The following is a 15,242-nucleotide window of genomic DNA, read 5'->3' on the forward strand; positions in this document are numbered from 1 at the left end:
CCACGCTCGAAGACGGATGCCGCGAGGACCTCGGTCCCCGCGGCATCCGTCGTTTCCGGCACCGTCCCGTTCTCCGATCCCGTTCTCCGTCCGTCTCGGTTCCCACCTCGGACGCACGACCGCGTTCCGTCTGCACGACGGAATCCCCGGAACAGGACTACCCGCGGCTCCGGATCGTGCAGGTGACTCTTCCTCCACGTATCCCCATACACCCCGACTCGTCCCCACGACGCCCTTCGGCCCCCGCCGTGACGCCGGAGGACGCAGAATCGGCGAATGCTCGACCCCGTCTCGACCCTTCACCGTCTCGGAGGCATCGCCCGCGGTCGCGACCTCGGGGCTTTCGGAATCTCCCGCTCCGCCTTGTCCCGCGCGGTGCGCGCCGGCCGGATCCATCGGGTCCGCGCGGGGGTGTTCGCCACCCACGACCTCGACGCGACGGTGCTCACGGCGGCTGCCCACGGAGGGGCCATCAGCTGCGGCACCGCGCTACGTGCCCACGGAGTCTGGGTGCTGTCGGAGAGCGACGCCCTGCACGTCTGGCTCGGCCGCAACGGCCGCTCCCACCCGCACCTCGGGTGTCGCTGCGTCCGGCACCACTTCGAGGGAACCACCCGGTTCGGCGTCGTCGGCGTCGAAGGCGCGCTCCGACACCTGCACGCCTGCGAGGGTGACGAGTCGTTCTTCGTCTCGTTCGAGTCCGCCTGGCGCCTGGGTCTGATCGGCAGTGCGTCACGAGCCCGGATCCGCGCCGCGCTGCCCCGGTCCGCGCGTTGGCTCGTGGACTTCGCCCGTTCCGACGCGGACAGCGGTCTGGAATCCCTCCTGCGCCTCCGTCTCCACATCCTCGGCGTGCACCTCACGACGCAGGTCACGATCCCCGGTGTCGGCCGCGTCGATTTCGTTGTCGATGGTCGCCTCATCATCGAGGTCGACGGCCGCGAGCACCACGGTGCTCCCGAGATGCGTCACCGCGATCTCTCCCGCGATTCTGCGGCATCGCGACTCGGGTACGAGACGCTGCGCTTCGACTACGCCCAGGTCGTGCACGACTGGCCCATGGTGCAGGCCGCGATCGAAGGGGCTCTGCGCCGGGCCCGCGACCGCGTCTGACCATGGCTCCGCCCGCACGGCCCCGTTCCGCCCGCACGACCCCGTTCCGCCTGCACGACCCCGTTCCGCCCGCACGACCCCGTTCCGCCCGCACGACTCCGTTCCACCTGCACGACCCCGTTCCGCGTGCACGACCCCTCTGGCCCCGGCAGCCGGCCGACGGACCAGGATCGTGCAGGTGTCGCTACCGACGTCCGAGGGCCCGCGGGACGGATGCACGAGCTGGATACGCCTGCACGACGGAACACCCGTGATCGACCCACCACTGTCGTCGGATCGTGCATCCGGGAGATCGTGTATCCCGACGGGACCGTGTATCCACCCGTTCGCGTGACGTGACGTCTGGACCTCCAGGTGCACGATCCCGACATGGATGCACGATCGAAGAGGCCGCTGGGGCCAACAGGCGGGACGAGATCGTGCGGCCGGGACGCGATCGTGCGGGCGGGCCCGGGTCGTGCAGAGCCCGCCCGCACGGATCGGGTCAGCTGAGCTCGCCGCCCTCCAGGAGGTCCGTGACGAGGGCGGCGATGGCGGAGCGCTCCGAGCGGGTCAGCGTGACGTGTCCGAAGAGGCCGTGTCCCTTGAGGGTCTCGATGACGCTCGCGATGCCGTCGTGCCGACCGACCCGGAGGTTGTCGCGCTGCCCGACGTCGTGGGTGAGGATCACCCGGGAGTTCTGGCCCATCCGGCTGAGCACCGTGAGCAGCACGTTCCGCTCCAGGGACTGCGCCTCATCCACGATCACGAAGGCGTCGTGCAGGGACCGTCCGCGGATGTGGGTGAGCGGCATGACCTCCAGCAACCCGCGCTCCACGACCTCGTCGATGACGTTTCCGGAGACGACGGAGCCGAGGGTGTCGTACACCGCCTGGCCCCAGGGGTTCATCTTCTCCCCCTGGTCGCCCGGGAGGTATCCGAGCTCCTGGCCCCCGACGGCGAACAGCGGACGGAACACGATGATCTTCTTCTGCTGCTGCCGCTCCAGCACGGCCTCCAGACCCGCGCACAGTGCCAGCGCGGACTTGCCGGTGCCCGCGCGTCCGCCCAGCGACACGATGCCCACCTCGGGGTCGAGGAGCAGGTCGATCGCGATGCGCTGTTCGGCGGAGCGCCCGTGCATGCCGAAGATGTCCCGGTCCCCGCGGACGAGCCGGAACTCGCCGTCGCCGGTGACCCGACCGAGGGCCGATCCGCGCTCGGAGTGGATGATGAGGCCGGTGTTGACGGGGAGCCCGTGCACGTCCTCACTGATCCCGACCTCGCTCTCATAGAGGTCGCTGATGTCATCGCCGGAGAGGTCGAGGGTGGCGATGCCCGTCCAGCCCGAGTCGACGGCCTGCTCCGCGAGATACTCCTCGGCACGCAGCCCGAGGGACGCGGCCTTCACCCGCATCGGGAGATCCTTCGACACGATGGTCACGTCCTGGCCGTCCTGCGCCAGGTGCATCGCCACGGAGAGGATGCGGCTGTCGTTGTCACTGAGGCGGATGCCGGCCGGGAGCACCGAGAGGTCGGCGTTACCGAGCTCCACGCGGAGGGTGCCGCCCTCGCCGACCTCCACCGGGAAGTCGAGGCGGCCGTGCTCGACGCGGAGGTCGTCGAGGTGACGCAGCGCCTGGCGGGCGAAGTAGCCGATCTCCGGGTCGTGCCGCTTGCCCTCGAGTTCGGTGATGACGACAACCGGGAGCACCACGGAATGCTCCGCGAAGCGGAAGAGCGCCTGCGGATCGCTCAGCAGGACCGAGGTGTCGAGGACGTAGGTGCGCAGATCCTGATCGGGTTCTGCGGCCGCGGCCTGTCTCGTCGTCTGACGGGTGGACTGCTGCGCGGTGCTGGTGGACTGCTGCGCTGAACGTGTGGTCACGACCCACTCCCGACCCGGGGATTCCCGGCTATTCGAACGAGTCGACCAGGGGGTCACGAGTCGCGAACCTGAGGCCGACCCGACCGGGCGCCTTGCCCGATGCCTTGAAGGTACGACCGCCCGGGCGTTTTCCACGGACAAGACACGCCAGCGATTCGTTACGGGACGATGAACGATTCCTTGCCGAACGCGCCGAGGGTCTCATCGAGCAGTGCGAGGGTCTCGACGTCGGTGCCCGCGTGCGGTGCGACGCGGATCGACTCGCCACGCGCCGTGACGACCAGTCCGGCGTTCGCGAGGGCCGCCGCGAGCCGAGCGGGTTCCTCCGGTGCGAGGGCGACGATCCCCGCGCGCTCGGTGCGCTCGCGCGGGGAGACGACGGCGATCCCATGGCGGTCGGCGGTCTCGATCACCGCGTCCACCTGCGCGGAGACCCGCTCTTCGATGGCCGCGACGCCGGCGTCCCTGACATCACGTGCGCCGGTTGAGAGCCGGCCGGCGGCGAGCGTGTCCGGCACGCTGATCGTGTACGCCTTCGCATCCGGTGCCGGGGCGGGCAGGTCGTCGACGAAGAGTCCGCTCGCCGTCGTCCCGGTGATGCCGGAGAGCACGGGCGCGATGCGCTCGCGCGCCTGCGGCGAGAACCAGGCGAACCCGGTGCCCCGGCCCGCGCGCAGCCACTTGTACCCGTGCCCGACGACGACGTCCGCAACGCTGTAGTCGGCGTCGATCACACCGAAGGACTGCACGGCGTCGACGATGAGGAGGCGATCAGGGCCGAGGACGTCACGCAGCGCGGCGAGGTCGGCACGGTAGCCGGTGCGGAAGTCGACGTGGCTGACGGCGAGGGCGACGACCTCGTCGTCGAGGACAGCACTGACGGCGTCGGGAGTGACCCGTCCGTCCTCGGGCGTGATCCACCGCGGTGTGACCGCGCGGCCGGACGCGGTCGCCGCGCGCTCCAGAGTGAGGCTCACACTCGGGAACTCCGCCGTGCTCGCGATGACCGCGCCGGAGACCCCGTAGAGCGCGTGCATGAGGCCGTGCGTCGACGACGGCTGCAGCGTGACCTCCGCGGCGTCCGCGCCGAGGAGTTCGGCGATGACCTCCTGCGCCTGCCCGATCCGCTCTCCCACGAGGGCCAGCGACGACGGCCGACCGCTGCCGAGCAGGTCCGCGTCCGCGAACACCTCGGCACGGACCGAGGGTGACACGGGGCCGAACGCCGCCCAGTTCAGGTACCCGGGCTCGGCGTCGAACGTTCCGATGTAGTCGTCGAAGGAGCTCACTGCGTCATTGTGACACGCGCGCGCGGTTCCCGGATCAGCGTCCGAATCGGCGGTCGCGGTCGGCGTAGTCGCGGATCGCGCGGAGGAAGTCGACCTGCCGGAGGTCCGGCCCCAGGGCCTCGACGAAGTAGAACTCGCTGTGCGCGCTCTGCCACAGCAGGAAGTCGCTCAGCCGCTGCTCGCCGCTCGTGCGGATCACGAGGTCGGGGTCGGGCTGGCCGCCCGTGTAGAGGTGCTCCCCGATCATCTCCGGAGTGAGGTGCGCCGCGAGGTCTTCCAGCGTGCCACCCGATGCCTCATGCTTCGTGATGATGCTGCGCACCGCGTCGACGATCTCGTTCCGGCCGCCGTAGCCGACCGCGAGGTTCACGTGCAGTCCGGTGTGGTCCTTCGTCCGCTCCTCCGCGTCGGCGAGCACCCGTGCCAGTTCGACGGGGAGGATGTCGGAGCGGCCCACGTGCTTGACCCGCCAGTTCCCCTTCTGCGAGAGGGCCTCCGCGAGTTCCGCGATGATCTCGATGAGGTCGGCGAGCTCGGCCGAGTCCCGTTTGCGGAGGTTGTCGCTGGACAGGAGGTAGAGCGAGACGACCCGTACCCCGAGCTCATCGCACCAGCCGAGGAACTCCTGCATCTTGGCCGCCCCTGCACGGTGCCCTTCGGCCGGGGTGTCGAATCCGAGCTGCCGCGCCCACCGGCGATTGCCGTCGATCATCATCGCGACATGGTGCGGAACGGAGGCCGGATCGAGCTGACGACGCAGCCGGCTGGTGTACAGCCGGTACAGCGGTCCCCGCCCCGGGCTCTCGCGTGACATCACCCACCTACGCTACCCTGCCCCGGTCTTCCGCGCCGGTGCAGAACCTGGGGACATGTACGGGGCGGCGCATGCGCAGCCGCTTAGAGTGAGCACGTGAGCACTTCCGACCAGACCGGCGCCGACGTCCCACAGCTGCCGCTGCTCGAAGCGGCGGCCGCCGATGCGGCGACCGAGATCAAACCGACATGGCGCGGCTGGATCCACGCCGGCACGTTCCCCGTCGCGCTCGTCGCCGGCATCGTCCTCGTCGCCGTGTCGCAGGGCGCCGCGGCGAAGTGGGCCGCGGTGGTCTTCATGGCCACCTCGCTGCTGCTGTTCGGGAACTCGGCCGTGTACCACCGCTTCAACTGGCGGCCGCGGGTCAAGGGCATCCTCAAGCGGATCGACCATGCGAACATCCTGCTGCTCATCGCCGGCACGTACACGCCGCTCGCGACCCTGGCGCTGCCGCCGGCGAAGGGCGTCCTGCTGCTGACGCTGGTCTGGAGCGGAGCTCTGCTCGGCATCCTCTTCCGGGTGTTCTGGATCCACGCGCCGCGCTGGCTCTACGTCGCGCTGTACCTGCTGCTCGGCTGGGCCGCGGTGATGTACATCGTCGACCTGCTCGACGCCAACGTCGCCATGATGGTCCTCGTGATCGTCGGCGGTCTGCTCTACACGGGCGGCGCCATCGTCTACGCGCTGAAGAAGCCGAACCCCTGGCCCGGACACTTCGGCTTCCACGAGATCTTCCACGTGTGCACGGTCCTGGCGTTCCTGTGCCACTGGACCGCGTGCCTGCTGATCGCCCTGCACCCGCTGTCGCCGTCGCTCGGCGCGCCCTGAGCCGGGGTCAGCGCTCGCGCGGCTCCTCATCGGACGCGGCCGGCGCCTCCGGTGGGGTGCGACCGTCGTCCGCGGCGTTCTCTGCGGCGCGGGCGGCTTCTTCCGCGTCGAGCTCCTCGCGGACCTCTTCGCGATACCGCACTCGGCGGATCCGGCGGTTCATGTCCCAGATCAGCAGGATCACGGCGATGAGCACGAAGACGATCACCGCGAAGCCGGCGAAGCCCGGCGTGACCGACTCCGGAGCCACCGTCATCGACGGTGTCGGCATCGGAGTCTCGGAGAGGAAGCGCATGAATCGGCCTTTCGTACGCAGGTCGCATAACCTGGTAACACCAGCCTAACGACCGGAAGACCCCACCTGTGACGACCGCCCTCCAGCTCGACGAACGCTACGGCCGCACCCGCCGCCGTCGGTGGCCGTGGTTCCTCGCCGGGGCCGTCGCCCTGCTCCTCCTCGCCGCCCTCGCCTGGTCCACCGTGAGTCAGTCGATGAGCTCCGTCGATGCCGACGATCTGGGCTTCGAACTCGTGGACGAGCATGCCGTCGACCTCCGCTTCCAGGTCACCGGCGTCCAGGGCAAGGACGTCGTCTGCGTGCTCGAAGCCCTCGACGAGGAGTTCGGTGTCGTGGGCTGGAAGATCGTGGAGATCCCGGCCGGAGACGCCCACTCGCTCACCCGTGCGGAGCGCATCCCGACCGTCGCGGAGGCCACGACAGGTTTGGTGAACACCTGCTGGGTCGCCTAGACTGATGCCAGACAGACGACGCCCCGGCACCGTGCCGGGGCGTCTTGGCATATCCCCCGCGGCATCTCGGCGGGATCCCGATAGAAGGAGCTTCGTCATGTCCACCGATGCTCAGGTCCCCTTCCTCACGCAGGAAGCCTACGACCGGCTCGTCGCCGAGCTGGAACACCTCTCCACCGTCGGCCGCGACGAGATCGCCAAGCGCATCGAGGCGGCCCGCGAGGAGGGCGACCTCAAGGAGAACGGCGGCTACCACGCGGCGAAGGACGAGCAGGGCAAGCAGGAGGCGCGCATCCGCACCCTGGAGGCGCTGCTGAAGACCGCGAAGGTGGGCGAGGCTCCCGCCAGCCGCGGCATCGTCGAGCCGGGCACTGTCGTGACCGCGGTCGTCGCGGGCGGCGAGGAGGTCTTCCTCCTCGGCAGCCGCGAGATCGCCGCCGCCGGCAGCGACCTCGACGTCTACAGCGAGGCCAGCCCGCTGGGCCAGGCGATCCTCGGCCTCAAGGTCGGTGAGTCCTCGTCGTACGAGGCGCCGAACGGCCGCTCGATCAGCGTCGAGATCGTGAAGGTCGAGACCTACACGGGCTGACGCCTGTGCTTCACGACGCACCCCCTCGACCGCGACGGTCGAGGGGGTGCGTCGTATCGGGCGGACTCAGTCCGGGACGACGATGGGCGCGAACCCGGCGCGACGGAGGGTGTCCAGCGTGTGGGCCGAGTGCTCCGCCCCGCGGGTCTCCACGCTCAGCTCGAGGATGACCTCGCTGATCTGGAGTCCGTGGCCGTGACGGGTGTGCATGGCCTCGATGACGTTCGCTCCCGCCTCCGCGATGAGCTCGGACACGCGGGCGAGCTGACCCGGACGGTCGGGCAGCGGGATGCGGATCGTGAGGTACCGCCCGGAGGCGGCGAGGCCATGCGACACCACCCGCTGCAGCAGGAGCGGGTCGATGTTGCCGCCGGACAGCACCGCCATCGTCGTGCCGGTCGCCGACACGCGTCCGGAGAGGATGGCGGCGACGCCTGCCGCACCGGCCGGCTCGACCACGACCTTCGCCTGTTCCAGGAGCACGAGCATCGCGCGCGCGAGGTCGTCGTCGGAGACCGTGACGACCTCGTCGACGAGCTCCTTGATGATCTCGAACGGCACGGCGCCCGGTCGCGCGACGAGGATGCCGTCCGCGATGGTGGGGCGCGTGACGATGTCGACCGGCTCCCCGGCCGCCAGCGACGGCGGGACGGCGGCCGCGTTCTCCGCCTGCACACCGATCACGCGGATCGTGCGACCGAGTTCCGCGGCCTTGGCCTTCACCGCTGCGGCGACGCCGGCGATCAGCCCGCCGCCGCCGATCCCGAGGACGACGGTGTCGATCTCGGGCGCATCCTCCAGCAGTTCCAGGCCGAGTGTGCCCTGCCCGATGACGATGTCACGGTGATCGAAGGGATGGATGAGCACGGCACCGGTGCGCTCGGAGAACTCGGCGGCCAGGCGCAGCGAGGTGGCGACCGTCTCCCCCTCGAGCACCACGTCCGCGCCGTACCCGCGTGTGGCGAGGAGCTTCGGAACCGGGACCCCGAGCGGCATGAAGATCGTCGCGGGGATGCCGAGTGCCTGGGCGGCCAGGGCGACGCCCTGTGCGTGGTTCCCGGCGGAGGCCGCCACGACGCCACGGGAGCGCTCCTCCGCGCTGAGCCGGGAGAGGCGGTAGGCCGCACCGCGGATCTTGAAGGAGCCCGTGCGCTGGAGGTTCTCCATCTTCAGCAGCACCGGGGCGCCGAGCGCATCGGACAGCGCCCGCGAGGGCAGGGTCGGGGTGTGCGAGATCACCTCAGCCAGACTTCGAGCCGCGTCCTGGAACTCGGTCAGGCTGGGGACTGCGCTCATCGATTCCTCCGTCTCCGCTCGCGCGGAACTGTGCTCCAGATCAGGTCTCCGCTCGGCCCGACGCCGGTGCGCCAGGATCCCGAGCTGATGGTCACCGCCGCCACGTTCACGAACGCGGCCAGCGGAACGGCGAAGAGTGCGCCGGGGATCCCCGCGATCATCGCGCCGCCCGCGACCACGAGGACGACGGCGAGCGGGTGCACCTTGACGGCGGAGCCCATCATGATCGGCTGCAGGATGTGACCCTCGATCTGCTGCACAGCCAGCACGACCACGAGCATCCAGAGCGCGATCCACGGGCCGTTGTAGACGAGCGCGAGGAACACGGCGACCGCACCGGTCACGACCGCACCGACGATCGGGATGAACGAACCGAGGAACACCAGGACGGCGACGGGCAGCGCGAGCGGGACCTGGAGCAGGAAGGCACCGAGGCCGATGCCGATCGCGTCGATCGTCGCCACGAACAGCTGCGTCCTGGCATAGTTGACGATCGTCGTCCAGCCGTTGCGCGCGGCACCGTCGACAGCGGGACGGGCCTTCCGGGGGAAGATCCGGAGCGTCCAGCGCCAGATGCCGGCGCCGTCCGCGAGGAGGCAGATGAGGATGAACAGGGACAGCAGCGCCCCCGTGGCGACGTGCCCCACGGTGGTCCCGATCGCGAGGGCCCCCGTCCAGAGGACCTGTGCCTGCTCGCTGATGAAGTCGAGGCCCTGCTGCAGATAGTCCGCGATCTGCGTGTCCGACAGACTCAGCGGGCCCTCGTGCAGCCAGACCTGGAACTGGTCCAAGGCCTCGGTCGTGCGCTGCTGCACGTCGGGGAGCTGGGCGCGCACCTGCCACACCACGAGCCACATGAGTCCCGTGACGATCGCCGCGGTGCCGATGAGCGAGACGGCGATCGCGAGCCAGCGCGGGAACCCGTGGCGCAGCATCCAGGAGAACGCCGGCCACAGCAGGGCGGTGATGAGGATCCCGACCATGAGCGGGATGACGAGGAGCTTGAGCAGCATCACCAGCCAGATGAAGACGCCGATGGCCGCTGCGATGAGCAGCAGGCGCCAGGCGTAGCTCGCCGTGATGCGCAGAGGCAGCGGCACCGCTTCGTCGGCTTCGGTGGTCACGGTCCGATCGGTCACCACGGGGCGCGGACGGAACAGATCGCGCAGCCGGGGTCGCTGGTCCTCGCTCATCGCCTCAGTCTACGGTCATGCCGTATGCCGTTCGACGCATCTTGCGCGCGGCGACGATGTCGGATACCGGGGATACGCTGGCGGCGTGACCGACACCCTCAGTCCCGCTCAGGCACGCCGGATCGCCCTCGCCGCCCAGGGCTTCACCCGCGCACGTCCGGCCACCGTCTCCGGGCGCCATCTGCACCGCGTGATGGACCGGCTCGGCGTGCTGCAGATCGACTCCGTCAACGTGTTCGCCCGGTCGCACTACCTCCCGCTGTTCTCCCGCCTCGGCGCCTATGATCCCGCGCTCCTCGACCGCCTCTTCCTGTCCCGCACGACCCACTACGTGGAGTATCTCGCCCATGAGGCGACTTTCATCCCCGTCGAGGACTGGCCCCTATGGCGGTTCCGCATGGACGACTTCCGGCGACGCTGGTCCGCGGAGGACTCCTGGCTCCGCTCGAATGCCCGGACGGTGGAGTGGGTCCAGGACGAGCTTCGCGCGCGCGGACCCCTGCGCCCCGTCGACCTCCGTGCCGATGCCCCGCGCGAGCGCGGCACCTGGTGGGACTGGGACGAGGTCAAGCTCGCTCTCGAGCATCTGTGGCGCACGGGCGATGTGGCCGTGAGCGGGCGCCGGGGGTTCGAACGCACGTACGCCCTCGCCGAGCAGGTCATCCCGGACGGCATCCGGTCTCGGGAGATCCCGCGGGAGGACGCCATCCGCGAGCTCGTCCGGCGTGCGGCGCGCTCCAGCGGCGTCGGCACCGCGGCCGATCTCGCGGACTACTACCGTCTCCGCGACCGCGCTGCGGTGACGGCGGCGATCGCCGACCTCGTGGACACCGGAGAGGTGCAGCCGGTGAGCGTCCGCGGCTGGGAGCGCGGCGGCCGCCCTCTCCCCGCCTGGCGGCACCGCGAGGCGGTTCTGCCGCGGCGCGTCGAGACCGCCGCCCTCCTGACCCCGTTCGATCCGGTGGTGTGGTTCCGGGAACGCGCGTTGCGGGCATTCGAGCTCGACTACCGCATCGAGATCTACGTCCCGGCCGCGAAGCGCCGCTACGGCTACTACTCGCTGCCCGTGCTCGTCGGCGACCGGATCGTGGCGCGCGTCGACCTCAAGGCCGACCGCGGCACCTCGACCCTCCAGGTGCAGTCGGCGTGGTGGGAGCCGCAGGCTCGCCCGGGTGACGCCGAGGCGATCGCCGCGGAACTCCTGCGGGCCGCACAGTGGCAGGGCCTCGAGCAGGTGTCGGTCTCCGGGTGGGGCGATGCGACCGCAGCCGTCCACGCGGCGCTCGCCTCGACCGCGCCGGGCGTGGTGCGGCGTCATGTCCACGTGCGCGAGGGTGTCGCATGACCCGTCGTCACCGGTGGCTCCTGCCCGGTCTCATCGCGGTCGTCGCCGTGGCCGCAGCGGTGTGGTGGGGTGTCTCCACGCTCCGCTCGCCCACACCGGAAGAGGCCGTGCGGGACTACCTCCGGGCTCTGGAGACGGGCGATCCGGAGGCGGTCACGGCGACCGGGACCGAGGTGTCCGACCGCGCCCTCGCTGCGTTCGCCGGGGCAGCCTCGACCATCGAGGACGCCCAGGTCACGGGGGTCCGCGACAGCGACGGCGAGGTGTCAGCGACCGTGACGTTCCGGCTCGACGGGGACGAGCACGGGGCACGGCTGAGGCTGGATCAGGAGGACGGGCGCTGGGTCGTCGACGCCTCCGGCCTCGGCACGCTCCGCGCCACGACGACGGTCGGGACGGCCGTGCAGGTCGGCGATGCCGTCCTCCCGGTGGCGGAGGATGCGGCGCTGCTGCCTGCCGTGTATCCCGTGGCGGCCGCGCCCCTGACGCTGCTGACGGGGACGACCGAGACCGTCGTGCTGCCCGGCGGCGACGCCACGGCGACAGTGACCGCCGCGCTCCGCCCCGAGGCGACCGAGGCCGCACAGTCGCAGCTCGAGGCCTACCTGGAGACCTGCACGGCCGGTGGAAGCGCGATTCCCGAGAACTGCGGCATCCGGATCCCCTGGGGCACGGAGTTCCGAGAGGTCTCCGATGTCGCCTTCCGCGTCGAGCGGTTCCCGATGGTGACCCTCACCCCGACGACGTTCGCCGCCGACGACGGCGTCCTCGAGGCGACCGTGACCGGCACCGGACAGAACGGGACGACGCGCTCGGTCACCTATCGCAGCACCGCATGGAGCGTGCGCGGAGGCGTCGAGATCACCGCAGACGAACTCGCCCTCACCGTGTGGTGAGGGCGAGGATCAGAACTGCACGCGCGGCGGCTCGGAGATGGCGCCGCTGTCGGCGACCTCGAAGAACTCGCGCTCCGTGAAGCCGAGCCCCTTGGCGAAGAGGTTGTTGGGGAACACCTTGATCTTCGTGTTCAGCTCCCTCACCCCGCCGTTGTAGAAGCGCCGCGCGGCCTGGATCTTGTCCTCGGTGTCGACGAGGGCCTGCTGCACCTGCAGGAAGTTCTGGCTCGCCTGGAGCTGCGGGTAGGCCTCGGCCACGGCGAAGAGGCTGCGCAGCGCCTGCTGCAGGTGCCCTTCGGCGATCCCCGCCTCCCCGGGGCTGCCGGCGGAGAGGGTCTCGGCACGGGCGCGGGTGACGTTCTCGAACACCGCCTTCTCGTGCGAGGCATAGCCCTTGACCGTCTCGATGAGATTCGGGATGAGGTCGGCACGGCGCTTGAGCTGGACCGTGATGCCGCTCCAGGCTTCGTCCACGCGGACGTTCAGCTGCACCAGCGAGTTGTACGTCGCCCAGAGATAGACGCCGACGAGCAGGATCACCCCGACGACGATCAGTACCGGCACGAGCCATTCCATCAGTGCCCCACCCTTTCCCGTGTTTCTCTCATCCTAGACGCGGTGCCTGCACGTGGACTGGGGACTCGGCAGCTCGCCGGCCCGCGCATCAGCTGCCCAGAACGCGCTCCAGGTACCGGTTCGTGAACCGGCGCTCCGGATCGAGGCGGTCGCGCACTGCCACGAAGTCGTCGAAGCGCGGATACCGGTCACGCAGGGTCTCGTGCGTCAGCGTGTGCAGCTTGCCCCAGTGCGGGCGGCCGCCGTGCGCCAGCATGATCTCCTCCACCGCGCCGAAGTAGACGGTCGGGTCCGCCCGCCAGTACCGGTGCACCGCGATGTACGCGGTCGCGCGGTCGTGCGCCGTCGAGAGCCAGCGGTCGTCCGCCGCCGCGAACCGCACCTCCACGGGGAATTCGATGCGCCAGCCGCGCTGTGCGATGAGCTCCTGGAGGGCGCGGAACGCCGGCACGACCTCGGCGGCCGGCAGCGCGTACTCCATCTCGCGGAACCGCACTGTCCGACTCTGGGTGAGCACGCGGTTCGACAGGTCGGTGTACTCGCGGTCCCCGGTGAGCCACACGGCGAGCCGGTTGAACGGCGGCGTGATCGCCGGGACGGCCTGTCCCGCCGCGCAGACGACGCGGTACACGCCGTTGGCGAGAAGGGTTTCGTCCACCCACCGGCCCACGATCGGCAGAGGCTTTCTCCGCGTCGACTCAGGCAGCCGCGATTGCCGCTTGGTCAGTGCCACGTCGGTGTGCGGGAACCAGTAGAACTCGAAGTGGTCGGCCGCGGCGACGCGCTCGTCGATCGTGGAGAGCACCTCGTCCAGGGGCACCGGCTCGTCGATCGCATGCATCACGAACGTCGGCACGCACTGCAGCGTCACCTCGACGATGATGCCGAGCGCACCCAGCCCCAGGGCGACCGCCGGCAGCAGCTCGGGACTGTGCGCCTCATCGATGCGGAGGAACTCCCCGTCTGCGGTGATGAGGGTCACCCCCACCACCTGCGTGGCGAGACCACCGAAGCCGGCGCCGGTCCCGTGCGTGCCCGTGGATATCGCGCCCGCGATGGATTGCCGGTCGATATCGCCGAGGTTCTCCATCGCGAGACCGTAGCGCGCGAGCAGCCCGGGGATGCGATGCAGCCGCGTGCCGGCGAGGAGCGTGACGTGTCCGCTCGCGACGTCCGCCGAGACGAGGCCCTGGAGATCGTCGAGTTCGAGGAGCACACCGGGCGCGACGGCGATCCCGGTGAAGCTGTGACCGGCGCCGACCGCTTTGATCGTCAGCCCCTGCCGCGCCGCTGCCCGCACGGCGCGCTGCACGCCTTCGGGGCTGCGCGGGCGCTCGACCCGGACCGGGCGGACGGACGCCGATCGGCCCCAGTTCTGCCAGGTGCCGCCGATCCTCGTCACAGGAACGCCTTCCCCTCGCCGCGATACGTCGGCAGCTCGTCGACGACCTCGTCGCCGGAGACGAGGTGGTAGGCGGCGATGCGCTCTGCCGGTTCGCCGCTCTTGGCGTGACGGAACCAGACGCGATCGCCGACGCCCAGGGTGGCGGCGGTCGGCCCCTGCACCGGCGTCTGCACCTCTCCGGCCGCCTCCCGCGGAAGCGTGCGGAGGTTCGCCGGCCACACCGGGCGCGGCTGCCGCGAGGCGACCGCGGGACCGGAGGCGATCCAGCCGCCGCCCAGCACGGTGGCGATGTCCACCGCGGGACGGCGCACGACGTCGAAGGCGAACGCGGCGGCCGGTGCGGGCCGGAAGGACCGGTACCCGTCGAACAGGTGTCCCCCGAGCAGGCCGCTGCCCGCGCTGGCCTCGGTGAGGGACTCGTCGCTGCCGCTGAACTCGAGGGAGCCCGTCCCCCCGCCGTTGAGGAACTCGAGGGGCGTCACCGCGCCGACCGCGGAGACGATCGCCGCCCGCCGCTCCCGCAGCTCGTCACGCGACCGGGCCTGGACTCGACGGATGAGCGGCCCGTCGGGGCCGGCGTCGCCCTGTCCCGCGATCTGCGCGTCGTACATCTGCAGCCCCACGAGACGGAAGCCGGGGCGCGCCGCGACCTTCCGAGCGAACGCCGCGACCTCACCGGCCGAGAAGAGGGCCGAGCGGCGGACGCCGATGTGTCCGAGCAGCGCCGATCGCCAGGACGCGTCGACGTCGATCGCCACCCGGAGCTCGGGCCGCGCCGAAGGAGCCGCAACGCTGTCGACGAGATCGAGGTGCACCGGGTCGTCGATCATGAGAGTGATGCGCTGCGCCGCCTGTTCGTCGGCGCAGAGCCGTTCGAGGGCGGCCCGGTCGACCGTCGGGTAGCCCAGCACGATGTCGTCGTGCGTCTCCGCGAGCCAGAGGGCCTCCTCCAGCGTGAACGCGAGGATGCCGCGGAAACCCGGGAGGCGCAGCACGGCATCGAGGACCGCACGCACCCGCACCGACTTCGACGCCACCCGGATCGGCAGACCGCCCGCACGGACGAGCAGGTCCATCGCGTTGTAGCGGAGGGCCTCGCGATCGATCACCGCGACCGGCGCCGGAAGATGCCCGGTCGCCGCCGACAAGCGCGGCCAGTAGCGGCCCGGGTCCTCCCATTCGGGGGCGACCGCGGGGCCGCCCGGGACGGGGCTCAGTTCGTCGGTGAGGTCGAGCACTCCCCCACCCTATGGCCTGAGCCCCGCCGGGTCACGACCCCGC

Annotated in this window: 15 protein-coding genes; 6 read left to right on the top strand and 9 right to left on the bottom strand. The window is 70.7% G+C overall.

The genetic code is table 11. The annotated features are described in order from the left end of the window. Nucleotides 1-276 precede the first annotated feature (276 nt). Nucleotides 277-1,113 carry a type IV toxin-antitoxin system AbiEi family antitoxin domain-containing protein gene (locus tag AB0P08_RS00525; protein WP_363587442.1) on the top strand — a complete coding sequence of 279 codons (837 nt, stop codon included), beginning with the start codon at nt 277-279 and terminating at the stop codon, nt 1,111-1,113. Nucleotides 1,114-1,597: 484 nt separating this feature from the next. Here the strand turns inward: AB0P08_RS00525 and phoH2 are convergent, their stop codons facing one another. From phoH2 to AB0P08_RS00540, 3 genes are all read right to left on the bottom strand, one after another. Beyond that, entirely contained in the window at nt 1,598-2,980 is a 1,383-nt protein-coding gene (gene phoH2 / locus AB0P08_RS00530; protein WP_370428680.1) for an RNA 5'-3' helicase PhoH2, read from the bottom strand. Nucleotides 2,981-3,138: 158 nt separating this feature from the next. After that, entirely contained in the window at nt 3,139-4,269 is a 1,131-nt protein-coding gene (locus AB0P08_RS00535; RefSeq protein WP_363587444.1) for an aminotransferase class V-fold PLP-dependent enzyme, read from the bottom strand. Nucleotides 4,270-4,303: 34 nt separating this feature from the next. Continuing rightward, nucleotides 4,304-5,083 carry an isoprenyl transferase gene (locus AB0P08_RS00540; protein WP_187664116.1) on the bottom strand — a complete coding sequence of 260 codons (780 nt, stop codon included), beginning with the start codon at nt 5,081-5,083 and terminating at the stop codon, nt 4,304-4,306. 96 nt (nt 5,084-5,179) lie between these two features. Here AB0P08_RS00540 and trhA point away from each other — a divergent pair, with 96 nt between their 5' ends. Beyond that, nucleotides 5,180-5,911 carry a PAQR family membrane homeostasis protein TrhA gene (gene trhA / locus AB0P08_RS00545; RefSeq protein WP_268777787.1) on the top strand — a complete coding sequence of 244 codons (732 nt, stop codon included), beginning with the start codon at nt 5,180-5,182 and terminating at the stop codon, nt 5,909-5,911. A gap of 7 nt (nt 5,912-5,918) precedes the next feature. Here trhA and AB0P08_RS00550 read toward each other — a convergent pair whose 3' ends face one another. Then, the gene (locus AB0P08_RS00550) at nt 5,919-6,206 is read right to left on the bottom strand and encodes a hypothetical protein (protein ID WP_363587446.1); all 288 of its coding nucleotides are present in this window, start codon (nt 6,204-6,206) and stop codon (nt 5,919-5,921) included. Between the two features lie 68 nt (nt 6,207-6,274). Between AB0P08_RS00550 and AB0P08_RS00555 the strand changes: the two genes are divergently transcribed. Together AB0P08_RS00555 and greA are read left to right on the top strand one after the other, a co-directional pair. Continuing rightward, nucleotides 6,275-6,661: a DUF4307 domain-containing protein gene (locus tag AB0P08_RS00555; RefSeq protein ID WP_187663591.1), complete on the top strand. Its 387-nt coding sequence runs from the start codon at nt 6,275-6,277 to the stop codon at nt 6,659-6,661. Between the two features lie 97 nt (nt 6,662-6,758). Next, nucleotides 6,759-7,250 (top strand): transcription elongation factor GreA, encoded by a 492-nt coding sequence (gene greA / locus AB0P08_RS00560; protein ID WP_136051615.1) that lies wholly within the window; start codon nt 6,759-6,761, stop codon nt 7,248-7,250. Nucleotides 7,251-7,316: 66 nt separating this feature from the next. Here the strand turns inward: greA and ilvA are convergent, their stop codons facing one another. Next, nucleotides 7,317-8,546: a threonine ammonia-lyase gene (gene ilvA / locus AB0P08_RS00565; protein ID WP_187663590.1), complete on the bottom strand. Its 1,230-nt coding sequence runs from the start codon at nt 8,544-8,546 to the stop codon at nt 7,317-7,319. Then, on the bottom strand, nt 8,543-9,739 hold the full coding sequence (locus tag AB0P08_RS00570; protein WP_187663589.1) for an AI-2E family transporter: 1,197 nt from the start codon (nt 9,737-9,739) through the stop codon (nt 8,543-8,545). The genes ilvA and AB0P08_RS00570 overlap by 4 nt, the downstream gene beginning before the upstream one ends. A gap of 85 nt (nt 9,740-9,824) precedes the next feature. On the opposite strand from AB0P08_RS00570, the gene AB0P08_RS00575 reads away from it, so the two are divergent. Beyond that, nucleotides 9,825-11,084 carry a winged helix-turn-helix domain-containing protein gene (locus AB0P08_RS00575; protein ID WP_363587448.1) on the top strand — a complete coding sequence of 420 codons (1,260 nt, stop codon included), beginning with the start codon at nt 9,825-9,827 and terminating at the stop codon, nt 11,082-11,084. Beyond that, entirely contained in the window at nt 11,081-11,980 is a 900-nt protein-coding gene (locus AB0P08_RS00580; protein WP_363587450.1) for a hypothetical protein, read from the top strand. Before AB0P08_RS00575 ends, AB0P08_RS00580 begins: the two co-directional genes overlap by 4 nt. A 9-nt stretch (nt 11,981-11,989) precedes the next feature. Here the strand turns inward: AB0P08_RS00580 and AB0P08_RS00585 are convergent, their stop codons facing one another. The 3 genes from AB0P08_RS00585 to AB0P08_RS00595 all read right to left on the bottom strand — a co-directional run bounded on the left by AB0P08_RS00585 (nt 11,990) and on the right by AB0P08_RS00595 (nt 15,199). Further along, complete coding sequence (locus AB0P08_RS00585; RefSeq protein WP_136051621.1) at nt 11,990-12,556, bottom strand: LemA family protein; 567 nt, start codon at nt 12,554-12,556, stop codon at nt 11,990-11,992. Nucleotides 12,557-12,644: 88 nt separating this feature from the next. After that, entirely contained in the window at nt 12,645-13,958 is a 1,314-nt protein-coding gene (locus AB0P08_RS00590) for an FAD-linked oxidoreductase, L-gulonolactone oxidase family (RefSeq protein WP_363587452.1), read from the bottom strand. Next, nucleotides 13,955-15,199, bottom strand: a complete 1,245-nt coding sequence (locus tag AB0P08_RS00595) for an alanine racemase (RefSeq protein WP_187663585.1) — start codon at nt 15,197-15,199, stop codon at nt 13,955-13,957. The genes AB0P08_RS00590 and AB0P08_RS00595 overlap by 4 nt, the downstream gene beginning before the upstream one ends. Between the last annotated feature and the right edge of the window lie 43 nt (nt 15,200-15,242).

Origin of the sequence: Microbacterium meiriae (assembly GCF_040686935.1) — a bacterium.
In the GTDB taxonomy this organism is placed as follows: domain Bacteria; phylum Actinomycetota; class Actinomycetes; order Actinomycetales; family Microbacteriaceae; genus Microbacterium; species Microbacterium meiriae.